The organism is Candidatus Binataceae bacterium (assembly GCA_035650475.1).
Classification (GTDB): domain Bacteria; phylum Desulfobacterota; class Binatia; order Binatales; family Binataceae; genus JAKAVN01.
Genome location: DASRHP010000006.1, coordinates 239,286 through 262,166, shown reverse-complemented (window position 1 = coordinate 262,166; position 22,881 = coordinate 239,286). Strand labels below are relative to the sequence as shown.

Below are 22,881 nucleotides of genomic sequence, written 5' to 3'. Positions count from 1 at the left end.
TGTCGTCAACGAGCATTAGTTTCGTCGCGGTTCAACATCGGGCCCTCCAGCGCCTCGCAACGCTCCGGTCCGCGCGCGTTGCGGACGGTCGTGGGTGGAGGCGCGATGGCGCGCCGGACCGTGCGCCATCGTCAGGTTGCAGGCGCTGTTGATGAGGGCGATGTGCGAAAAGGCTTGCGGGAAGTTGCCGAGCTGGCGGCGGAGCTGCGGGTCGTACTCTTCGGCAAGCAGGCCCACGTCGTTGCGCAGCTCCAGCAGCCGGGTGAACATGCGATGGGCCTCCTCGTGCCGGCCCATCGCTTCCAGGCAATCGACCAGCCAGAACGTGCACGGCAAAAACGCGCCCTCGCCCGGCGGCAGGCCGTCAACATTCTGCGCCTCGGAATAGCGGCGCACCATCCCGTCGGCCATCAGCTCGCGCTGGATCGCCTCGACCGTGCCGACCACGCGCGGGTCGGTCGCGGGCAGGAAGCCGACCAGCGGAATCATGAGCAACGCGGCGTCGAGCGCCTGCGCGCCGTAGTACTGAACGAAAGCGCGGCGCGTCGGGTTGTAGCCGTGGCGGCAGACGTCGTCGTGGATGCGGTCGCGCAGCGCGCGCCAGCGCTCGAGCGGCCCTTCGACCCCCATCCGCTCGACCTCCTTGACCGCGCGATCGACCGCCACCCACGCCATCACGCGCGAATGGACGAATGGGCGGCGCGGGCCGCGCACCTCCCAGATGCCTTCGTCGGGCTGTTCCCAGGCCGATTCGAGAAAGTCGAGCAGCACGCGCTGCATCTGCCAGGCGTCGTTATCGCAGCGCATCCCGTAGCGCCGCGCGACGTGGAGCGCGTCGATCAGCTCGCCGTAAACGTCGAGCTGGAATTGTTCGTGTGCCGCATTGCCGATCCGCACCGGGCGGCTGCCCTCGTAGCCCCCGAGCCACGGGACCTCGAACTCGGTGATCCGACGCTCGCCGGCGAGGCCGTAGAGGATTTGCAGCTCCTGCGGATGGCCGGCGGCGGCGCGCAGCAGCCACTGGCGCCAGGCACGCGCCTCCTCAGTGTAGCCTGCGCTCAACAGCGCATAGAGCGTGAAAGTGGCGTCGCGCACCCAGCAGTAGCGGTAGTCCCAGTTGCGCACGCCGCCGATCTTCTCGGGCAGCGAGGTCGTGGGCGCGGCGACGATCGCGCCGGTGGGGCGGTAGGTCAGCGCCTTGAGCGTGATGAGCGAGCGGATGACGGCCTCGCGCCATGGTCCGCCGAGCGTGCAGCGCGCCGACCATTGCTGCCACCACTCCTCGGTCTCGCGCAGCATCGCGACCGGATCGCGCCCGTGCGGCTCGCCCAGATGCGAGGCGTAGCGCGTCATCACGAAGGCGACGCGCTCGCCGGCGGCGACCTCGAACTCGCCGACGGTTCTGAAGTCCTCGCCGCGCAGCGCGATCGGCGAGCGCAGCTGGATTGCGTCGGGGCCGGCGATCGCGCGCAGGCCATAGGGCCGGCGCGTCACCCAGGGGATCACGCGGCCGTAATCGAAGCGCAACACCAGCTCGGTGCGCATCGCGACTCGCCCCTGGCGCCCCTCCAGCATGCGCACGACGTCCACCTTGCCAGTGCGTTCGGCCACCGGCATGAAGTCGATCACCGCGACGGCGCCACCCGCACATCGGAACTCCGTTTCGAGCACCAGCGTATGGCCGCGGTAGCGCCGGCGCACACTGTGCGGCTGGTCGCGCGGCGCGATCAGCCAGCGTCCGTTGTGCGGTTCGCCCAACAGCGCGGCGAAGCATGCGGGCGAATCGAAGCGCGGCACGCACAGCCAGTCGAGCGAACCGTCGATGCCGACCAGCGCGGCCGTATGCATATTGCCGATTAGCGCGTAGTCCTCGATCCGAAGCGCCATGCGCAGAGCCGCCTTTCGTATCAATGCAGCTTACACGGGAGCGCGGTCACTTTGCAGGCGCGGGCGCTTGCCAGCGCCGCGCTCGCCGCGCTATGGACTCGATGGCTCCCGTTGCCGGGGAGGGACCCCGCACACGCGCACGGGTGCGGGTGCGGCGCGGGGGCCAAAGCGGAGGGCGCGCGATGGCGCTCGCGGAAATCAACGGCATCGAGCTCTACTACGAAGTACACGGCGAGGGGCCGGCGCTGGTGTTCGCCCACGGCGCGGGCGGCAGCCACCTGAGCTGGTGGCAGCAGATCCCCGTGCTCGCGCACTCCTATCGATGCGTTACGTTCGACCATCGCGGCTTCGGCCTTTCACGCGAGCGGCCCGGCGGCCCGGGCGCGCAGGCCTTCGTTGACGACCTGCGCGCCCTGCTCGACCATCTCGGCATCGAGCGCGCGGCGCTGGCGGGACAGTCGATGGGCGGGTGGACCGTGCTCGGCTTCGCCGCGGCCTATCCGGAGCGTACGCGCGCGCTGGTGCTGTGCGACACCGCCGCGGGAATGGACGATCCGGCCGTGATCGCGGAATTTCGCCGGCTGCGCGAGAGCGCGCCGGGCGGACTCGGCGATGTCCTGACGCGCGCGATCGGCGCCGATCTCGAGCGGCGCGACCCCGCACGCGCGTTTCTCTACCGCGAGATCTCGGCGCTCAACCTAGAGGTACCATCCGATCTGATGGGCAAGCTCTTCGAAATGCGCCACAATCCCGACGTGCTCGTCGAGCGGCGGATTCCGACGATGCTTGTCGTGGGCGAGGAAGACGTGCTGACGCCGCCCGCGTTGATGGAGCTGATGCGCCGCCGCCTGCCCCACGCGCGCTTCATCCGGATTCCCGGCGCCGGGCACTCGGTGTACTTCGAGCGGCCCGAAGAGTTCAACCAAACGCTCGAGAACTTCCTGCGCGAAGCGCTCGGCCGCGCTTAGCCCCGGCGGCAACCTCGCGGTACAGCTCGAGCGTGCGGCACGCCATCACCTCGGCGCTGAACTCCTCGCGCACGCGCCGGCGCGCTGCCTCGCCCATAGCTGCCCGCCGCGCGGGATCGCCGAGCAGCGTGCGCAGCGCCGCTGCCAGTGCGCCTGTATCGGCCGGAGGTACGGTCAGTCCAGTGAGGCCGTCGAGTGAGACGTGGGGCACGGCCGAATCCAGCAGCGTGTTGACCACCGGACGTCCGCAAGCCATCGCCTCAAGCTGCACGATCCCGAAAGCCTCGCTGCGCGCGACCGAAGGCAGCGCGAACACGTCGCAGGCGTGATAACAGGCGCATAGGTCGGCGTCGCTGACCGCGCCCATCAGCACGACTCGCTCGCCGATCCCTAGCCGGCGCGCCTGAGCCTGAAGCGCCGCGCGCAGCGGACCGTCGCCCGCCAGCAGCAGCGTCCCGGGCACCTCGGCCATCGCGCGCACCAGGTACTCGAAGCCCTTGTAGTAGATGAGGCGGCCGACCCCGAGTACGACGCGCTCGCCGAAGCGCCGGCGCAACTCGCCGACGCGCGCGCGATCGGGATGCGCGAAGGCGTCGGCGCGGATGCCGTAGGGAATCGCCCGGCAAAGCTCGCGACGGGCGCTAAGCAGGGCTGAACCGTCGATATATGCTGGGGAGCTCACCACGATCGCGGCGCATCTGCGCAGCAGCAGCGCAAGCAGTGGAGCAAATGCCGCCGCGGCGCGGCGCTGGCGCACCACGTCGCTGTGCCAGCTCACCACCAGCGGCGCCTCAGGCCGACTCAGCAGGGCGGCAAGCGCCGCCATCGGGTTGGGAAAATGCAGGTGGACGATGTCGGGCCGCGCCCGGCGTATCGCGCGCACCATCCCGGGCACGATCGGGGTGCCGTGCAGGGTCAGCGGCGTCGCCAGCCGGGTGACTGGCACACCGTCGGGCGCCGACCAATCCGAGCGCCATCGCGGGCCCGCCACCAGGACTTCGACGTCGATCGTCTTGCACAGCTCCTCGCACAGGATCCGCAGGTGGGACTCGATGCCGCCCGGATGGGGCGGGTAGTACTTGCCGACGTGCAGGACCTTGAGCCGCGAACCCATCACGCTCGCGGCGCCTCACGGCCGACAAGCTCGCTGTATAGCGCGGCGCATCGATCGGCGTACTCGGCCCATGAAAAGCACGCCGCCCGGCGGATCCCGGCTTCGCGCCGCTCGGCCCATCGCGCGGGCTGCTCGACGCGCTCGCGCAGCTTCGCGAGCAGTGCGGCGGTCCACGCCGCGACGTCACCCACCGGACAATAGTCGACGACATCGCCTCCGACCTCGCGCAGCGGCGCGATATCGCTCGCCAGCACCGGCGTCCCGCAGGCGAGCGCCTCGGCCAACGGCAAGCCGAACCCCTCGGCCTCCGAGGGCAGCATCACCAGCGCGACGCGCCGGTAGAGCGCGGCGAGCTCCGCGGGCGCGAGAAACGGCATCGTCACGATCGCGTCGGTGACGCCGAGCTCGCGCGCCAGTCGCCGCTGATCCACGGTCAGCGCGCCACCCGCTTTTATCAGCCGCAACGCCGGATACTCGCGCCGCGCCGCGGCAAAGGCGCGTAACAGGAGATCGATTCGCTTGCGCGAGATCGTGCTGCCGACGTGGAGGAGCTCGGGGCCTTCGGCGCGCCCAAGCATACGTGCGAGCGCGGCATCGGCCGCTTCGTCGGGAACAGGGGAACAGGCGGGATGGACGCCGTTGGGGATGACGACCAGCCGCTCGCGCGAGACCAACGCGTTGGCGGCGAGCGCATCGCGGGTAGCGACGCTGTCACAGCTGACGCAGGCCGCCCGGCGCATCCCGCCCAGGATCCGGCGCGCCATCGCACGCAATGGGAACGTACGGCGTTCCCCATCGGCGAGCAGGCAGCGGAACGCGTCGAGGTCATGGCAAGTGACGACCGTGCGGGCAGCCGCAAGTTCATGCACGAGATGGGCGTAGCTGTGGTCGACGACGTGAAAAACGTCGTAGCACTCGCGCACACGGCGCAGCAGGCGCGGATAGTCGAAAAAGCGATTGAGCGCGCGGTCGACGTTGAAGCGCGCGCGGGGGGCAGGTGCGCCGTTGGCGCGGCGGCTCAAGCGGCGGATAAACTCCGGCCGAACACGGGTGACGGCGAGGGCGCCCGCGTGGCGCCGCTCGAGCTCGGCGCACAGCATCTCGCCAACGAGGTCCATGCTGGGCCATCCCTCTTCGGCGAAATCGCAAATCACGGCGACGCGCAGGCGTTCCAAGGCTCTACGCAGCGAGGAGCTCGGCGAAGAACTCGAGATGGCGGCTGGCGATGATCGGCCACGCGTATACTGCATGCGCGCGCTCGCGGCCGCGCGCGCCAAGCTCGGCGCGCCGCGCCGGGCTCTGGAGCAGCTCTTCCAGCGCCCGCCGCCATCCGGCCTCGTCGCGCTCGCCCACGACCAGGCCGGCGTCGGCGACGACGTAGGGAATCTCACCGCTGTCGCTGCCGATTACCGGCACGCCGCAGGCGAAGGCCTCGATCAGCATGCGTCCGAACTGTTCGCGCCAGGTCGGTGTGGTCCGGCTGGGAGCGCAAAGCAGCTCCATGGCATTAAGATATGCCGGCACCGCGTCGTGTGCGACACCGCCCACGACGCGTACGCGATCGCCGTGGCGTTGGGCCCAGGCGCGCAGCGCCGGTTCCATCGGCCCGCCGCCGACGAACAGTGCGCGCCACGGCGTGCCCAAGTCCTCCAGCGTGCGCATCAGCAGATCGACCCCCTTGGCTTCAACGAAGCGGCCGAGAAAGCCCACCACCGGCGGACCTTCGCCGCCCCACCCCAGCCGCTCGCGCGTGGCGCGGCCGGCGGCGGGGTCGGGGCGAAACAATTCGACATCCACCCCGAGTGGCATCACGCGATAGGGCTTGCGGTTCCAGCCGCGCCCCGACTGCGCCTGCGCGACCGCCTCGCCGCTCGCGATCCAACCTATGCAGCGTTCGATGCACATCCGTTCGATCGCCGAAAACGGGAACGGATAGCGCTTGGCAATATTCTGAAAGGTGTAAAAGACGAGCGGTGTGGCCGGCGTGCACGACCAGGCGACTTGGCCGCCCCCGATGGCGAACGGCTCCTCCCAACAATGTACGAAGTCCCAGCGCTCGCGCAGAAGCGCGCGCAATCCGCGCCCGTAAAAGAAGAGCTGCGGCAGGCGGCTCAGGTGGGCAGGCACCGCGACGAGCCGGCAAAGCTCCCCGGACTGCGGCTCGACCCGTATCGGACGCAGGTCGCCATGAAAAAAGCGCGGCGCCAGGGCAGTGACCTCCCATCGATCGCCGCCCGCGCGCGCCATCTCATGCGCGAGGCGGCGGTTGAGCGCGACGCAGTAGGAGTGCGCGATAGTGAGCAGGCGCCGCCGGCGGGGGGTCATCGGGCCAGGTTCGATGCGGAACGGATGGGGTTGTCAACTGCCGCGGCGTCGACGCGAGGTCTTCGCGTTCCACGATGCGCGAGAAATTCCTCGTACAGATCCAGATTGAGCCGCGCGACCGCCTCCCAGCCGAAGCGCTGCGCTTTGGCCTGGGCGTGCCGGCGCAGCGCGTCGAGCAGCGCGCGGTCTTCGATCAGGCGCGCCACCGCATCGGCCGCCGCACGCGCGTCGCGCGGCGCAACCAGCAGCCCGTCCCTTCCATCGGCGACAACTTCCAATGGGCCCCCGATTGCGGGCGCAACAGGCGCCAGCCCACAGGCCATCGCCTCGACCTGCGCGACGCCGAAGGCTTCGATGACCGAAGTCATCAGCTCGATCTGATGGCCGGCGAGCAGCGCGGGCAAATCCCGGTTCTCGTAACGCGGGACGACCTTCAGGCGCGACCTCAGCGCGGCGGGAAATTCGCCGAGCACGGCTTCCGCATCGCAGCCGGTGCCCAAAAGCGTCGCCTCCAGAGAGGCGAATCGCGCCATCAGCTTGCTCAGCGCCAGCACCGCATAGCGCGGCCCCTTGCGCGGCTGCCACGCGCCAATCCAGGCAATGCGCAGCGTCTCCTGCGGCCCCATCGGAGTGGGCGCAAAAGGCAAGCCCAACATCGCGGCGTCGATCCCATTGGGGACCAGGCACATCCGCTCACGCGCGACTCCCAGCCGGCGTGCGGCAAATTCCATCTCTTCGCGGTTGAGCAGCAAGGCCAGTCCCGCGCGGCGCATCGCCAACGCCGTCATCGGCAGGATTGCCGCGCGCATGAAGGCGCGGTATTTCCAGCCCAGGGGCCGGCCTGCCGCGCGCGCCTCCTCGCGGTGGGCGCGGTAATAGCAGTGCTCGAGGCCATGGCTGCGCATCACCAGCAGCGCTCGCCCATCAGCGGGCCAGTGTACTCCGAGCGCACAGCCCGCGAAGCCGGCCGTGTCCACTACGTCGTACTCGCCACGCGCGATCTTCGCGCGATATCGGCGCGACAGACGCAGCGGAAACGCCAGCGTCGCCCACGTGTTGCTGCGACCGATCGCGAAGTCGTTGAGAACGCTGACTTCGGCCTGGTGACCGAGCCGGCGGTAAGCTTCGGCTAGCCGCAGGGTAACACCTGCCGCCCCTTCGTCTGGGTTCGGATAATGAGGGAGCGCGAGCAGGATTCTCAAGCCTGGTTCACCTCGGCGAGCGCGGCGAGCGTATGCGCAAGGTCGAAGCGCTCCGCGTAGAGCGCGCCCGCCGCCTCGCCGAGCCGTTCGCGCTCGCCCGCATCATCCAACAGACGAAGGACCGTCGACTTGAGCGCTGCAGCGTCGATCGAGGCCAGCGCGACCGCGCGACTTTGTGCCCACAGTGGCTCGGTCAACACCCCGTCAGTGGTAACCACTGCGCGCCGATGGGCGAGAGCAGCCATGATGCTACCCCGTCGCGTGCTCACGCCCTCGCCGTAGGGCTGGAGCATCAGGTCGCAGGCGCTGAGATGGAGCGACAGGGCGTCCGGCGCAAGCGGACCCGTGGCATGCACGCGCGCGCCCAGATCGGGCGCGCGCACCAGCAGGCGCTTGCGCAGCTCGCGGCTGTCACGACCCATCAGCAGCAGGCTCGCAGCCGGGCGCTCGCGCAGCAGCGTCGCGGCGACGGCTGCCAGGGTGTCGGCGATCCAGGCCTCGCGCCCGGTGCCGAAGTGGCCGAGCACCAGCCCGCCCTCGACCGCCAGCAAGCGGCGCACGGCGCGCACGCCTTCGGGATTTTCGGCGACCGGGATGTTGCTCGGCACCGGCAGCCATGAAATCGCGCATCCGGCCGGCGCAAGCGGGCGCAGCAACCGCTCCCATCCGGCGCCGGCGACGAAGCAGCGGCGCGCGGCGCGGGTGAGGGCCGCAGCCATCGCGCGATTCGTGAGCGCGATCACGCTGTGGCGCAGCGGCTGGTTGCGATTCAGCGGATAGGCGACTTCGTGGAACATCACGCTGATATCGGCCGCGCGCCGGCGCCGGTACAGCCACAGGCAAAACGGCAGATTCATCGCCCGCATGCCGAACCCGTGCGGCACATACTGGACCAGTATACGGGGTGCAGCGGCGGCGTTAAGTCCGCCCCCCATCGCGGCGAGTGCGCGCCGGCCGAAGCGGCCGGGCAGGCGATGGACTTCGACACCGGGCTCAGGCGCATCGGCGGCAGGCAGCGCGGGCGCCCATACGTGGACGCGCGTCCCGCGCGCGGCAAGTCCGAGAGCGACCAGCCGGGTGTAGTCGGCGACGCCGCCGCGCGCCGGCGGATATTCGGGCGCGATGATGTGCCAGTCAGCCGACACGGCTAGGCTCCGGACGCGACCACGCATGCAAAACTCATCGGCGGCCGCTAACTTATTTGGCCGTCGATTGCGACTCGGGTCGCCGCTCCCATACGGTCCACGTGCCGCCGCGCTGGAGCGCGAACCAGCGGCCGGTCGCTTCGGGTGGCGGCAGCTCGCCATTGCGCAGCGCAACATAGCGCACGAGGAACCGGTTTAGCGCTGCTGCCGGGGCCTCACTGACTTGCGTATAGGCGGTCATGAGCTGCGAAAGCAGCGCGCGACGACCGCCGTTTTCACCGTAGGACCAGGGGCCCCACTGATATTCGGCCGCCAACCGTGTGGCTCTTGCGCGGAACCTGTGCGCATCGTACCCCATCAAGTACGCATTGAGCGCAAGTCTGAGTTGCCACTCGCGATCGGTCGTAGACGGACTCACCAGCACAGCATAATTGTACAGGGGAAAGACGTTCATCGTAATCGCAGCGAAATCCACGTAGCCCTCATCGCCTGCGAGGACGGTGCGGGGCATCAGCTTGATATCCGCAGGCTGTGCCTGGCTCGAATACATCCGATAGGTCGTCAACATGGTGCGGCAGGCGTCTGTCCGCAGCACGTCAAATCCCTCAAGAAACAGACCGCTCATCGCGTATAACCCCAGTGCCACAAGCATTATTCGCACGGCTGCCATCGGCGGCACCCGGGGCCGTTCGCGCACCCAGGTCACCAGGAAAATCAACAACAAGACTTCTGCCGCAGGTCCCCAAACGTATTGCCAATGTCCTTGCTGCAAATCGACGCCGACGATTGCACCTAGGTTATTCAGCACCAGCCCGACCAGCGCGAGCGCCCACAGATAAGCAAGTTCGAGTCGGCGCGATTTCCACAGCCAGACGAGCAACAACGGCAGCAGCACGAGCATGCTCTTGGGTAACATCAGCCCTGCGAGCCGCGGCATCGGAACGAAAAACCCGAAACGCTGCATGGCCTCCTTGGGCAAAACGGCTTTGAACCAGTAATCCTGCACGAGTTCGGGTGCACCGATGGCAAGGCCGATACAAGCTGCGCGTGCGTAAAGAGCGCGCCCGTCGCGGTCCAAAGCGAAGGCAACCGCAAGCGCCGCCGCCGCCGCCGTCCAATAGTAGAAGTAAACGTAAAACAAGACGCCGAAGCTCAGGCCTGCACCGACAAGCCATCCCCGTGTCGGTCGTTCACGCGCAGCTAAAACAGCGATGATGTGCACGAGGACGATAGGCAACCCGACCGCCGGATCGACGACTCGCCACTGCCTCAGGATAGGGGGCCAGTCGTGAATGATCGCGCCTGCGTGTCCCGAAATTATCCGGGCCAGCAGGGACAACTGGTGCACCATCGGATGAGCGGTAATCAGGCCCGAATCTGCAAGCACGAACACGGTACAAGCGGCGGCCGCCAGGCGGGATCTCAAGGAGCGCCAGAACATCCCATAAAATCCAAATGCTACACCGACCGCCGCCCACAGGCGCCATAGAAGGTTCACGCCGAACGGCCCCAGTCTCAACAGTCGCGCACACAGAACGAACGGAACAAATTGCGACCACGGGTAGTGGGTTGGAACCCCGGCCCGCGACGGATCGCTGATATACCAAGGATGGTTGAAGTATGCGTGCGAGGCGATCTGCAAATACAGTCGATTGTCAGGATCCGCAGTATAGGCGAGTGTCCAATGGCCCAGCGCAAGCGACCATAGGGGGTACGGCAAAGCCGCAATCGCGAGCGCAACCGCAAAGCAACATAGTACTGGCCCTGTGTGTCTGGCGTACGTTGTTCCGAGCCGGATCAGACTCATTACACGATCATCGACAGTACGTACGTTGGTAGCACCCATCCGGCAACGGATGCTTGATGGTGACGATACGCCGAATGGTCATGCCGCTGCCCGAGGCCAGTCCGTTGCATCAACACCAAGATCCCAGTCATAAGCCGGAACATTCTTTCGCATAAATGGCCAGACAGCGTTCCACGACCGCCGGCCACGTGAAATGCTCGAGCACGCGGCGGCGTCCGGCGGCGCCCATCGCGGCAGCTTCAAGGCGATGGTCGCGCAGCCAGCACAGCCGCTCGCCGAGCGCGCCCGGGTCGTTGGGCGACACGATGAACCCGTTCACGCCGTCCTTGACCACTTCGGGCAAACTGGCGACCGCGGTGCATAGCGCAGGCGCTCCGCACGCCATCCCTTCGAGCAGAGTCTGTCCGAGCAACTCGGGCACGGAGCTCTCGTCGCCGTAAAGCGTGCGATAGACGCTCGGCAGCACAACACACATCGCGCGGCGGTAGCGCTCGACCAGCCCCGCATCGTCGCAATCAGTAATGAACCTCACGCACCTGCCGGCGGCGAGCCTGCGCAGGTCTTCGAGGTATCTGGCATCGGGAGTGGGGCCGACGATTTCCAGCCGCAGCCCACGCGGCAAGGCCTCGATTAGATAGTTGATTCCCTTGTGCGGCAGGACGCGGCCGACGAAGAGCACGGTCTTGTCGCGCCGGACTTCGGGCGCGGGCGAGAACTTGGCGGTGTCGACGCCGCCATAAATGACTTGGGCCCACGGCGCATCGCGATGGCCGGCGATCGTGCGGCTGTATTCGCTGAGATGCAAGTGGCCATTGTACCAGCGGTCGGTGGAAAGCCAGGCCGAGATATCCCATCCACCGCCGCCGAGGTCGCTGACGAAGACGCGCCGGCCGCTCAAGCGGGCAAAGGCTGCGGCGACGCTGCTGGCCAGGATGTGCTGCTGATGGCAGTGGATCACATCGGCGCTGCGCAGCTCGCGCAGCATCGCCCAGGCGAGCGGATTAAAACGCTGGCTGCGGACGTACCAGGGATCGCCGAGCGCGCGGATCCTGAGCGCGCCGGCGCGCTCGTCAATATCGCGTTCGCCAAATGAAAGCAGCGTGGTCGGGACCACCTCGGCCATGTGCCGCGCCAGTTCGAAGGCGTAGCGCTCGCCGCCGCCATAGGCACCATCGCGCCCGAACAATGTGGGCACCAGATGGATGACGCGCGGTTGGATCGCACTCCGCTTGGGCCGATGAGTCAACATCGAATCAACTTTGATCGGCGGAGGTCACCGCGGTTTCACGAGGCTTACTTCACCACCTCAAGTTCGAAACTGAGAAACTAGGCTGGAAACAGCCATGCCCAACGCCGCTCGTAAGCCGCGGGATAGCGGTTCGCCAGGCGCCAAACCAGCTTGTTCGCGAGGGTAGGAAGAAAGACTATTTGAGCGCGGTGCCGCCGAAACCGCTTTTTACTGTAAAAGCCAAACTCGTGATTATCAGTGAAATAGTCGAAACTAAAATAGCTGAAGTGCTGCAGATGCGTGGGATCGACGAATGAGTTTGCGGACGAAAAGTGAGGCGTGGTGATTCGCACGATCGCATGATCCTGACAAACTCTATGAATCTCCTCCATAGTAGCGATCACGTCAGTGCAATGCGCCAAAACGTCTTCGGCGTAGACTTCGCCAAACTGGTTGTCCGCCAAGGGCCAGGGAATTTTGTCAAGGTCATGAGTGACATCCGGGTTGAGTTCCGGCACCCGGTCTAAATTGAGCGCGCCCTCGCGACGCTTGCGACCGCAGCCTAGATTGAGCGCTGTCCCGGGCTCGGGCCGCCGGTTGGCGACCTCTTCACTCTGGGTAGAAGTTCCCATAGCTCCGCCAACGCCAACAGGGTGAATTAGTGGCGGGGATGTGCACCCTAGCTTCCGGTGACGGTCCATCTCGCGGTCCAGAAGATCGGCCCGTCCACGGCGTGCGGCAAATGCCCGGTGCCCAGCAGGTCGGCGGGAACCACCTCGAACGAAATCGCTTCGCGGATGACGTCGAGATCGCGCGAGGGGTCGCCGAAGTCACCGAAGAACAAGTCCAAGAGGTACGTTCCCGGCATCAGCGGCAGGCGCTCGAGGGTGCACGTGATGGCGCCCGAGCGTTGCGGCATGCTGTTTGCGCCCTCATAAGTGATCCGGCTGTTGACGCCGAAGAGTGGAAATCCTTCGGCTGTTCGCGCAACAAGGCGCAGCGTGGGTCTGATCGGGCGCGGCGCGGCGAACTCGACCCGCACGGCGAGCGTCGAACCCATCCGCAAAATGCCGGTGGATACACCGTCGCCGGCATCGAGGCTCACCGAGCGCATCAACCGCTCCGAGCCGGGGCGGCGGCCGGGATGCTCGGCCAGCGAGCGGACGCCGCCATGTCCGCGCAGCTCGGAGGCCATGTAGCGCATCACGATCTGCGCCGGCTCGCCGCGCGCCTCGAGCCCTCCGTGGTTGATCAGCAGGCACGAGTTGCACAGCGCCTCGATCGACGCCATGTTGTGGCTGACGAAGATGACCGTGCGCCCGGCGCGCGCCACCTCGCCCATCTTGCCCAGGCACTTTTTCTGAAAAGCGGCGTCGCCCACCGCCAGCACTTCATCAACCAGAAGAATCTCCGGTTCGAGATGGGCGGCGACGGCGAAGCCGAGCCGCACGTGCATCCCGCTGGAGTAATGCTTGACCGGGGTATCGATGAATTTTTCGACCTCGGCGAAGGCCACGATCTCGTCGAACTTGCGCTGGATCTCCGCCCGCCGCATCCCCAGGATCGCGCCGCTCAAGTAGATGTTCTCGCGCCCGGTGAGCTCGGCATGGAAGCCGGTGCCGACTTCGAGCAGGCTGCCGACCCGGCCGTAGATCTCGGCGCGGCCGGCGGTCGGTGCGGTGATCCGCGAGAGCACCCTGAGCAGGGTCGATTTGCCCGCGCCATTGCGGCCGATAAGGCCCAACACCTCGCCCGGCATCACCTCGAAGCTCACGTCGCGCAGCGCCCAGATGTGGCCCTCGGTGTCTGGGGACGCCGTGCCATTGTGCGACGGCTTGAGCCGCGCGCGCGCCAGCCGCGCGGGCGCCGCGGCCGCGCGCATGATGCTTTCGCGCAGGGTGTGGTAAGGCTGCCCGCCACCGAGGCGGTAGCGCTTGGAGAGTTTCTCGACCCGGATTATCGGTTGCATCGTGCGGGCCACCAAATCCCTAACGAGGGCGTGCCTCAATAATCCCGACCGCCGGCCGCAGCACCGCGGTCATCGAGCAGCAGAGTCTTTCCCTAAACGCCGACGGCAGCTGCTGACACAATTTCTCGAGCGAGTACCATAGGCGCGCCGCCGCCCGACCGCTCAATCTAGACATCCCGCAATGTCCGGTGATAAATGGCGTCGCGTACAGCTCGACTTCTTCGACGCGCAGGTCAGCCTGTGCCGCAATATCGCTCAGTTCGTTGACCGTTAGCAGAAACAGATGCCCGTCCGCGTCAGGCTGGAACTGCCGCATTTCGAGGCTGCCCGGATTTTCTATCGCGGCGTAGGTTGGCAGTGCATTGCGGAAATACAAGCCGTTCGGAGTGCTGAGCAAAATTCTCCCTTCCGGATTAAGAAACCGCCTGAGATGACGCAGCAGATCGACCGGATAGGCAACGTGCTCGATGATTTCGCACGCGATGACAAGCTCGAAGCGGCCCGTCTGCGCCGGGTCGAGGTCGAAGCAGTTGCCGGGTAACGCCGTGATCTCCCCGCCGTTTTCGAAGGTCTGTAACGCCTCCGTCAGCCCCTCGCCGCGCAGGTCGTTGGCGACCACGACCGCGCCGTTCGTCGCAAGGCACGCACTCAGCGAGCCATCACCCGCAGCAACTTCGAGCACGCTCCGCGGGCGAAGCGCGCGCGCCTTCTGTAGCGTGGCCAGCGCCCGCATCCGCCCGAAGGCCTCGTACGACGGGGGCCAGGCGCTACCGAAGTTCCATCCGTGCTCGTCGCGCTGTTGGGCTGCGGGGGTAAGCGAGCGCACCACGCAAAGGCCCGACTCACAAGCGGCTCGGAACAACTGATACCGGGGGATATGCGCTGTGGTCAAAGGCGCCATGCTAGATAACGTCGGCGAAGCTCCGCTCCATGCGCCGGAACACCCACGCCGCAAGCGCCAGCGCGGCAAGGGTAAGCGCCGCCCCCACGCCGAGCGCGACCCAGTCAAGCGGCCTGCCCAGCAACGCCGAGCGGAAGCCGCCTATTATCCCGGTCAACGGATTGAGCATCAGCAGCCACCGCCAATTTGCCGGCACGAAGGTGACCGGATAGATGACCGGCGTAAGAAACATCCCGAGCTGGAGCGTGAAGGGCAGCACGTACTTGACGTCGCGGTAGCGAACGTTGAGCGCCGCCATCCACATCCCGGCCGCGCTCGCCACCGCCGCCAGCAGCGCGATCAGGAGCGGATAGAGCGCCACCCCCGCGCCGGGTGCGATTCCGTAAAAGGCCATCATCGCGAACAGGATCAGCGAGGCGACCGCGAAATCGACCAGCGCGGCGAGCACTGCGGCTCCCGGAATCACCATCCGCGGAAAATACACCTTGGTGATCAACTGGGCGTTGCCGACCAGGCTGTTGCCGCCCTGGTTGACCGCATTCTGAAAAAACTGCCACGGGACCAATCCCGCATAGGCGAAAATCGGGTAGGGCAAGCCGTCGGAGGGCACCTTGGCCAGGCGGCCGAACAGCACCGTGAACACCACCATCGTCAGGAACGGCTGCAGGATCGCCCACAGCGCGCCGAGCACGGTCTGCTTGTAGCGCAGCTTGACGTCGCGCAGGGTCAGAAAGTAGAGCAGATCGCGATGCGCCCACAGCTCGCGCAGGTCGGAGAGCAGCGAGGCGCGCCCGGCCTCGATTACATGGACCGGCGCGGCCGCGGACGCGACAATCGGCGCAACAGGGGGAAGCTCGGAGTGCGGCTGTGGTTTCAGGACAGGCGCTGCCATAGGGTGCGGTTTATGCGCGCTGCTCGTGCCACCGGTCATGCGGCGACTTCCCGCCGCGCGGCGCTCAGCGAGTGACGCGCTACGCCGCCGCGTTCGATTATCGCGACCATCTGTTCAGCCATCCGGCGCCAGGTGTGCGCGCGCAGCGTGGCGCCGAAGGGCCGGACGCGCTCGCGCCAGCCGTCGATCGCCGACCGCCAGCGGCGCAGCCGCGCAGCCAGGTCGTCGGCATCCTCAGGATCCGCGATCAGCAGGTCGACAAGTTCAGGCGGGTACTGCTCGGCGATGCCGGCCGCGGTGCTGACGAGCGCGGGCACGCCGCAGCACAGCGCCTCCTGCACCGGGCGGCCGTAGCCCTCGTAGCGCGAGGGCAGCACCAGCGCGTCGCATCCCCACAGCAGGCGCGCGATGAAAGCTTCGGAGCGATCGAAGTCGAGAAAGCGTATGCGGTCGGCAACCCCTGCCGCGACGGTGCGCGCCCGCCATAGGGCCAGTTCGCTGCCCGCCCCGACCACGATGAGATCGGCGTCCCAATCGGTGTGAGCGCAGAGCGCAAGCCAAGCGCGGAAGAGGGAGTCAAAGCCCTTGCGGCTGTCACCCAACGCGCCCACGAAGGCGACCTGCGGACGCTCGGGCGTAGCGACGAGTCTTGCGCGGGCTGCCACACGTTCCTCGGCGCTCGGCGGACGAAACACCAGCGGGTCGATGCCCAGATAGACCGTGTGGATCCGATCGGCCGGCAACCCCAGCCGTTTGACAATCTCGCGACCGGTAAGGTCGGAGTTGGTGATCGCCACCGTGGCGCGCGGCAACACGCGCCGCTCGGCGGCCAGGTCGAGACGGTGCTGGAGGCGGCCCTTCAGCCGGCGCAACACGCTGCCCACGGCCTGTGGCGCGAAGACCGCCTGCACGTGATGGACCCAATTGACATCGTTCCAGTCGCAGACCGCGCCGTTAACGATCACGCGCCCGCCGCGCGCGGCGATCACGCGCGCCCAGCGCCGCCCCACCGCGGCGATCAGGGGCTGCGAAAGAAAATACGAACCGCCCGGCTTGGGCACGCGATGGAAGACGATTCGTGGATGGGCCGCTAGCTCATCGGCGACGCGATAAGCGACGAGATGGGTCTCGATGCCCTCGTCGGCAAGATAGCGGGCGAACTCGTAGTTGGGCTGGTTCATCCCGCCGGCCTTGACGAAATCGCCGCTGACGATCAGCCACGGCGGCTTCATCGGCGCGCCTCGGCCACCGCACCCGGCGAAGTGCGGAACGTGTGATACGCCGCATTGAACAGCATCGCGTTCAGCAGCCAAAAATCCAGCCCGGCGCCGCCGATGAAGTAATTGCCGTCAAAGGTCGCCGCCAAAGCGGAGAGATCGTAGGCGAAAACCAGAGCGCCCAACGCTCCAAGTTCGGCGAAGCGCTGGTTGAGCGCAATTTTGTACGCAACCCGCATCGCCAGCGCGAGCGCGAGCGCGTAGAGGAAGACCAATGGGATGCCGCCGTCGTAAATCCATCCCGTCCACTGGATCTCCGAATACAGGAACGGATTGCGGTTATTGTCGGGGTTGCCGAAGTAATAGGCCATCATCCCCCAGCGCCCGGGGCCCGCGCCCAGTGGATATTGCGGCAGCACATTCTCGAACGTGTCGAACAGGAACTGGCCGCGGTTCTGCTGGTATACTTCGCCCGGGTTCGAGGCGGTCAACGAGTTGATCCGTTCCGAGACCGCGGTGCCGCCGACTGCTACCGCCCAGGTAAAGCCGAGCACCACCACCAGACTCATCAGCCCGGTCAGCGCCATCAGACGGCGGCCGTTCAGCATCCGGCCGGGACGTCGCAGCCCGCCGCGACCGATGCGCAAAGTCAACAGCCCCACCATCGCGGCCATACAAATCAGTTCCATCAACAGCATCACCCGCACCTGCGAGAGATAGATGGCCGCCATCCCGATCAGCATCGTCGCCGCATACAGGGCTTGCATCCAACGCCGACGCTCGTGCAGCAAGAAAGCGGTAGCGAACAGGACCGCTATAAAGCCGGCGCCCGCCGCTGCCCCCGGGGTGTCGGTCAGGCCCATCGGGCGATAAACCATTTCGCCAAAGGCGTTGTTGAAGCGCAGCATCGACATGTAGCCGGCGCCGTTGCCCTCAACGACTTGGGAGATGTGAAATTGGAAACGCCCGGGGAAATAGACCTGGAGCACGCCGACCGTCGCGCTGAGCGCCTGGAACCCCCACTGCAGAGATAGCACACGGCGCATCTCAGGCAGGTCGATTCTGACCCGCGACACCCAGAACAGCGGCGCCAGAATGGCCAGATAGATTGCGAACTGCGCGGCGGCCGAAAGCGCGCTGTTGACCCCGGGATTGACCATCCCGAGGACCAGTAAGACAAGGACGAAGACCGCCACCTTGGCGGCAGGATGAAGCCTGCCGCGCCCCGGCAGCAAAAGCAGCAGACCGATGCTGAGCGCGAAGACACCGGTGCGGAAGAAAATGCGGAACTGTGCGAGAGCCCCCGAGAGCAGCGCCAATTGGCATACGATCTCGAAGATAACGAAGCGCTCCAGCAGCCGGCCCGGCTTGGGCGCACGTTCCGTGACCGTGGCCGCGCGGCTTGGGTGCAGTGAGATTGCCTTGGCGATCGCCATAAATCAGTCAGCGGAAGCTCCCGAGGCTAAATGCCCCAAGGATTGCGCCTTCTCCACAACAAACGATGAGCCAACGGCGGAACCTCTTCCGGGCTCGCCCAGCCGTCGAAGTGGCCAGGATTACGCTGCAGGTGAGCGTTCATTGTCTGCCCATTACACGAAGCTCGGCTGCCGGCCCCTCGCCGCCCGCTTTTTGCGAGGACCGCGCGCGGCTTTGCGCGCACCGTTCAAAGATAGATTGGGGTAAGGGGCGCGCGAAGGCCCGATACGGACCGCGAACCGCCGCCCAGCGCTGTGCGGCGATGAACAGCGCTTCGCGCAGACCGTCCGTGCGCACCAGCGCAACGATCGGCGCCGCTGCAAGCGCGCCCGCAAGGTGCAGCGCCCCCCGCAGCCGTCGCGCTAAAGTGTATGGACGGAGCCGATGTCGGCAATCCAGTGTGAAATTGGTTCTCACATGCCCCACGATCAGCCGGGAAAAGTACCGAGCGGCTACCCGCTCCTTCGAGATCAGGTGGGTGATCCTCAGCTCCGGTCTGAACAGCCGCCGGTAACCCGCGGCGCCGATCAGCATCCCGACCTCGATATCTTCTCCCGCACACATCGAGCTCGGCGTCCTTCCGGGCAATAGATGGTCGATCTGGTCGAGCGACACAGCATCGAGGAACGCTTGGCGCCGCATCCACAAGCCGGCGCCAGCGGTCGGCGCGATTAGCGAATCGGCGCCAAGATCGCTGGGCGCGTCGCCAAAAAAATCATTGATCGCGAGAAGGCCTCTTCGACGCGCTATACTCGGGGGAGGCTCGGCCTCCCATTGGGCAGTCAGCTTTGAGGTCAATATTCCGACGCTCGGATCGCTCAGCGCGGCCATACCACGTCGCAAATAATCGGGCGCCGGAATGTTGTCGTCGTCGAGAAAGCAAACAAGCGCGGCGCGCGCAACAAGTGCACCGGCAATACGGGCGAAACCCGGGCCTTGGCGCTGCTCGCCGATGCATCGCACCTCGACGCCGCGCGTACGCAACGCGGCGACCGCCGGCTCTTCGACCACCACCCGGCAAGTGTCATCCGTTGAGTTGTTATCGACGACGATAACCTCGAACGACCCGTCGCGCACATCCTGGGCCGCCAGCGCGCGCAGCACCAAGGGCAGGCGGCGCGCGCCGTTGTACGACGGAATGACCACTGAAACGGCAGGACTCACGCCTTCGCCCTCTGTGCGGACGTGCCATTAGTTGCGCGCAAACCAGCCTTCAGCAACACCGCCTCGAGTTTCGCCATTTGCGTCGCCGGGTCGCACAGTTGACGTGCGCGCGTAGGGCCGTTGATCCCCAGGCGGACGCGCAGCTCGCGGTTCCCGATAAGCTTGGCGAGCGTCCCTGCCAGCGCCTCGAGGTCGCCCGGCGGCACCAGAATGCCGCATGATTCGTCGATGATCTCAAGCGCACCGCCCATCGCAGTGGTTACTACCGGCAGTCCTGCGTACAGCGCTTCCACAAAGGCGATGCCGAACGGCTCGGGCTCGAGGTTGGGCTGGCAATGGATGTCAGCCGCGGCAAGGAGCCCTTCAAGATCGTTGCGGTAACCGAGAAAGCGCACCCGATCGGCGATCCCGAGCTCGCTTGCCGCTCGCTTGACGCCTTCGTAATAGTTCGTCTGGACCGGGAGGACCGGGCGGCCAACCTGCAGGCAAATCCAGTTTGGCAGATGACGCAGTTTCGCCAGCGCCTGGACCAACTGAAGGTTGCCCTTGTGCGCCGAAGGCCTGCATACCTGCAGGATGATGACCATATTCTCAGCGATACCGAGTTCGGCGCGGGTCGCGGCGCGGAGCGCGCGCGACGCATTTTTGTCAGCCAGCACGGGCTCGACTGGGCAGTGGACGGTTTCTACCGGCACCCCGGAAAACATCGCGGGCGCACGGCGGGCGGTGTAGTGGCTGTGGCATAGCACCTGGTCCGGCACCGTGAGACGCGCCCATCGCGCTGCCCAGTGAGTCGCTCGGTCCGGAGGGTCGTGTAGCCACAACACTGCGGGTCGGCCGGCCGAGCGCACCGCAGAGCCGAAGATCGTCCACAGCCACAGATTGTGCACCGCTACCAGGTCGGTTCGCTCCGCCACGATGATCTCATGCAGCCTGCGCCGCGCCCGCCAGAGGCTAAGCGGGTTGCGGAGCCGGACCCGACCTGCGCCCAAGTCCTGAGCGGCCGCCCCGGCGATTTCCAACTCCACACGGAAATCGCCTGGCGGATACAGGACGAAAGAAGTTTCGATCGTGGGCCACAGGTGACGCAGGCGTAGCGTCGTGAGGAGCAAGCGTTCGATTCCGCCGTAGGAATGGCCCAGATACACGTGCATCAGGCGCATGGTGATTGGTCCCTGCGACTACTCACCTGCTTCCCCTGTACAGTCCCGGCGGCGCCAGCACCTGGCGTTACGGACGGCGTCCTAGCCGAATCAAGCACGCTTGCGAGTTGCGCGAGCTGGCGCGCCGGTTCGCATAGTACCGCTGCGCGGGCGGGGCCGGCGGCGCCCAGGCGGGCGCGCAGGCCGCGGTCTGCGATCAACCGGCCAAGGGCCGCGGCCAGCGCCGCTGGATCGTCGGGCGCGGCCAGCGTGCCACACGACTCGTCGACGACCTCGAGCGCGCCGCCCATCGCGGTCGTCACAATCGGCAACCCGGCGTAAAGCGCTTCGACGAAGGCGATGCCGAAGGGCTCAGCGCCCAGGTTAGGTTGGCAATAGATGTCGGCCGCGGCGAGCAGGCGTGAGACGTCGGCGCGCTGGCCAACGAAGTTGACCCGCGCCGCGATCCCCAGGGCCGCGGCCTCCGCCCGCAGCTCATCAAGATAGCGTGCTTCGTGCGGCCGTTGCGCACCGCCCACCATCCAGCACGTCCATTGCGGCACCTCGGCGAGCCGCGCCAATGCCCTGAGAAGAAGTCGATGGCCCTTCCACGCCTCCATCCGGCTGGCCTGCATTACGACCACCGCATCGGGTGCGGCATCGAGCTCGCCGCGCACGGCGTCGCGCTCGGCTCGAAGGTCGCCGTGCGGAGCGGCAACGGGATAGTACACGACCTCGACGGGTACGCTCGGGTAGATGTGGCCGAGCGAGGCCGCGGTAAAGCGGCTGTTGCATATCGCGAGGTCGGGCGGCGCCAGTGCGGCCCATCGCTCGACCCAATGCCGTCCGGCGGCAGCGTCGTGTAACCAGAAGACTTGTGAGGCGCCGGCGGCGCGCGCGGGCGGGCCGAAAATCGCCTGCACCCACGCGCCATGACAGATCACCGCGTCGAAGCGGCGCTGTACGATAAGCTCCCGAAGCGCGCGCCGCGCGCGCAGCACGCTGAGCGGATTGCGCGCGCGCACCGCGCCCAGCACATGCAGTTGGACGTCGGCGGCCGCCAGCTCGTCGGCCACGTGTCCGGCGAAGCACAACGCGAATTCCGGCTGCACCTCCGGGCATAGGGCGCGCGAACGCGCCAGCGTGAGCAAGACGGTCTCGACCCCGCCGTAGAGATTGCCCGCGCTGACGTGAAGTACGCGCATCATGCCGCCTTGGCCGTCAGCATCTGATAGACCGGCAGCAGCTCGGCGCCCAGGCGCGCGCTGGCGAAGCGCCGGCGCGCGGAAAGCGCCGCGTTCTGCCCGAGGAATGCGCGCAGCCCGGGGTTGCGCACCAGTTCGCGCAGATGCGCGACCAGCGAATCCGTAGCCCCCGGTTCGTGGACGAGCGCGTCCTCGCCGGGACTGACGATCTCGGCGGCGCCGCCGGCACGACTTACCACCACCGCACGCCCACACGCCATCGCCTCCGCGATCACCAGCCCGAAGGGCTCGGGCTGGACGCTCGCGTGCACCACCACGTCGAGCGCGCGCATCGCCGCCGCAGCGTCCCTGACGAAGCCGGTGAACCCGACGCGGCCCTCGAGCCCGAGGCGGCGGGCGAGCCGGCGCAGTTCGTCGATCTGATACTGGCTACCGTTGGTCTGATAGAGCGCGCCGCCGATCACGTAGCCGCGCACGGTGGGCCGCCCGCCCAGGCGGGCGAGCGCGCGCAGGAAAACCTCGTGTCCCTTCCACCGCGCCATCGTCGCGACCAGCCCGACCCTGACAACGGCTTCGTCCGGCGGCGGGAGTCCGGCCAGATGGTCGAGGTCGAGCACTGGACCGGCGGGCGCGAAGCGGGTGAGGTCAACTGCGTTGTAGATCGGGAAGACCTTGAGCCGGGGGCCGCATGCGGCGCGAACGTCGGCGGCAACGCTGAGCGAATTGGCGATCGCGGCGGCACAACGGTCGGCATGCGCCCGCATCAACCGGGCCATCACCGGCCGCGCGCTGACGTAGTCGTGGACGTGCCATAGCACCGGCACTCCGCGCGGCGCCGCCCACGCACCCAGCACGTGCATCTTGAAGCCGTTGGTATGGACGACGTCGGGTGCAGCAGCGCGCAGGGCCCGGCGCAGGCGCGCCGTGTACAGCGCCGCCGACGGCGTGCCGAGCGACATCCGCCCGAGCATGCTCAGCACGCGCGGGGCGCCGCGGCCCGCCGGGCCGCCCGCGCCGGCGTCGCCCAGGCGGGCGAGCGTAGGCGGCAGCGGCAAAACGCAGGTCTCCGCGCCGAGCGCGCGCGCCTCCTCGACCATCGCGCCGTCGGCGGCGGCGATAAGCCTGAACGAACAGCGCGGGTCGGCGGCGCGCAGGCTGGTCATGAAGTCGAGCAGGCTGCGTTCGGCACCACCGAGTTCTCCGGTCGGATTGAGGTAGACGATCTTCACGCGGGAGCGC

19 protein-coding genes are annotated in these 22,881 nt (G+C 67.0%); 1 reads left to right on the top strand and 18 read right to left on the bottom strand.

Annotation, left to right across the window (positions count from 1 at the left end; genetic code table 11):
• Positions 1–15: 15 nt before the first annotated feature.
• Positions 16–1,887 carry a glycoside hydrolase family 15 protein gene (locus VFB33_03810; protein HZO80798.1) on the bottom strand — a complete coding sequence of 624 codons (1,872 nt, stop codon included), beginning with the start codon at positions 1,885–1,887 and terminating at the stop codon, positions 16–18.
• Between the two features lie 182 nt (positions 1,888–2,069).
• On the opposite strand from VFB33_03810, the gene VFB33_03805 reads away from it, so the two are divergent.
• A complete protein-coding gene (locus VFB33_03805; protein HZO80797.1) occupies positions 2,070–2,855 on the top strand; it encodes an alpha/beta fold hydrolase in 786 nt (261 codons plus the stop codon).
• Here VFB33_03805 and VFB33_03800 read toward each other — a convergent pair.
• The 17 genes from VFB33_03800 to VFB33_03720 all read right to left on the bottom strand — a co-directional run bounded on the left by VFB33_03800 (position 2,806) and on the right by VFB33_03720 (position 22,871).
• Positions 2,806–3,969 carry a glycosyltransferase gene (locus VFB33_03800; GenBank protein HZO80796.1) on the bottom strand — a complete coding sequence of 388 codons (1,164 nt, stop codon included), beginning with the start codon at positions 3,967–3,969 and terminating at the stop codon, positions 2,806–2,808. The genes VFB33_03805 and VFB33_03800 overlap by 50 nt on opposite strands.
• Positions 3,969–5,144 carry a glycosyltransferase family 1 protein gene (locus tag VFB33_03795; GenBank protein ID HZO80795.1) on the bottom strand — a complete coding sequence of 392 codons (1,176 nt, stop codon included), beginning with the start codon at positions 5,142–5,144 and terminating at the stop codon, positions 3,969–3,971. Before VFB33_03795 ends, VFB33_03800 begins: the two co-directional genes overlap by 1 nt.
• A 4-nt stretch (positions 5,145–5,148) precedes the next feature.
• Positions 5,149–6,294 carry a glycosyltransferase family 4 protein gene (locus VFB33_03790; protein ID HZO80794.1) on the bottom strand — a complete coding sequence of 382 codons (1,146 nt, stop codon included), beginning with the start codon at positions 6,292–6,294 and terminating at the stop codon, positions 5,149–5,151.
• Positions 6,291–7,496: a glycosyltransferase family 4 protein gene (locus VFB33_03785; GenBank protein ID HZO80793.1), complete on the bottom strand. Its 1,206-nt coding sequence runs from the start codon at positions 7,494–7,496 to the stop codon at positions 6,291–6,293. Before VFB33_03785 ends, VFB33_03790 begins: the two co-directional genes overlap by 4 nt.
• Positions 7,493–8,641: a glycosyltransferase family 4 protein gene (locus VFB33_03780; protein ID HZO80792.1), complete on the bottom strand. Its 1,149-nt coding sequence runs from the start codon at positions 8,639–8,641 to the stop codon at positions 7,493–7,495. Before VFB33_03780 ends, VFB33_03785 begins: the two co-directional genes overlap by 4 nt.
• Positions 8,642–8,693: 52 nt before the next feature.
• Positions 8,694–10,448 carry a hypothetical protein gene (locus VFB33_03775; protein HZO80791.1) on the bottom strand — a complete coding sequence of 585 codons (1,755 nt, stop codon included), beginning with the start codon at positions 10,446–10,448 and terminating at the stop codon, positions 8,694–8,696.
• 127 nt (positions 10,449–10,575) lie between these two features.
• Positions 10,576–11,697, bottom strand: coding sequence for a glycosyltransferase family 4 protein (locus tag VFB33_03770; GenBank protein ID HZO80790.1), 1,122 nt, complete (start codon positions 11,695–11,697; stop codon positions 10,576–10,578).
• Between the two features lie 77 nt (positions 11,698–11,774).
• Positions 11,775–12,308, bottom strand: coding sequence for a methyltransferase domain-containing protein (locus tag VFB33_03765; GenBank protein HZO80789.1), 534 nt, complete (start codon positions 12,306–12,308; stop codon positions 11,775–11,777).
• 47 nt (positions 12,309–12,355) lie between these two features.
• Entirely contained in the window at positions 12,356–13,645 is a 1,290-nt protein-coding gene (locus VFB33_03760; GenBank protein ID HZO80788.1) for an ABC transporter ATP-binding protein, read from the bottom strand.
• Between the two features lie 19 nt (positions 13,646–13,664).
• Complete coding sequence (locus tag VFB33_03755; GenBank protein HZO80787.1) at positions 13,665–14,378, bottom strand: methyltransferase domain-containing protein; 714 nt, start codon at positions 14,376–14,378, stop codon at positions 13,665–13,667.
• Positions 14,379–14,547: 169 nt separating this feature from the next.
• On the bottom strand, positions 14,548–15,438 hold the full coding sequence (locus VFB33_03750) for an ABC transporter permease (GenBank protein ID HZO80786.1): 891 nt from the start codon (positions 15,436–15,438) through the stop codon (positions 14,548–14,550).
• A 35-nt stretch (positions 15,439–15,473) separates the two neighbouring features.
• Positions 15,474–16,670 carry a glycosyltransferase family 4 protein gene (locus tag VFB33_03745; GenBank protein ID HZO80785.1) on the bottom strand — a complete coding sequence of 399 codons (1,197 nt, stop codon included), beginning with the start codon at positions 16,668–16,670 and terminating at the stop codon, positions 15,474–15,476.
• On the bottom strand, positions 16,667–18,091 hold the full coding sequence (locus VFB33_03740; GenBank protein HZO80784.1) for a hypothetical protein: 1,425 nt from the start codon (positions 18,089–18,091) through the stop codon (positions 16,667–16,669). The genes VFB33_03745 and VFB33_03740 overlap by 4 nt, the downstream gene beginning before the upstream one ends.
• A 139-nt stretch (positions 18,092–18,230) precedes the next feature.
• The gene (locus VFB33_03735) at positions 18,231–19,277 is read right to left on the bottom strand and encodes a glycosyltransferase (protein ID HZO80783.1); all 1,047 of its coding nucleotides are present in this window, start codon (positions 19,275–19,277) and stop codon (positions 18,231–18,233) included.
• A gap of 14 nt (positions 19,278–19,291) precedes the next feature.
• A complete protein-coding gene (locus VFB33_03730; GenBank protein HZO80782.1) occupies positions 19,292–20,458 on the bottom strand; it encodes a glycosyltransferase family 4 protein in 1,167 nt (388 codons plus the stop codon).
• Complete coding sequence (locus VFB33_03725) at positions 20,449–21,642, bottom strand: glycosyltransferase (GenBank protein ID HZO80781.1); 1,194 nt, start codon at positions 21,640–21,642, stop codon at positions 20,449–20,451. The genes VFB33_03730 and VFB33_03725 overlap by 10 nt, the downstream gene beginning before the upstream one ends.
• Positions 21,642–22,871 carry a glycosyltransferase gene (locus tag VFB33_03720; GenBank protein ID HZO80780.1) on the bottom strand — a complete coding sequence of 410 codons (1,230 nt, stop codon included), beginning with the start codon at positions 22,869–22,871 and terminating at the stop codon, positions 21,642–21,644. The genes VFB33_03725 and VFB33_03720 overlap by 1 nt, the downstream gene beginning before the upstream one ends.
• Positions 22,872–22,881 lie beyond the last annotated feature (10 nt).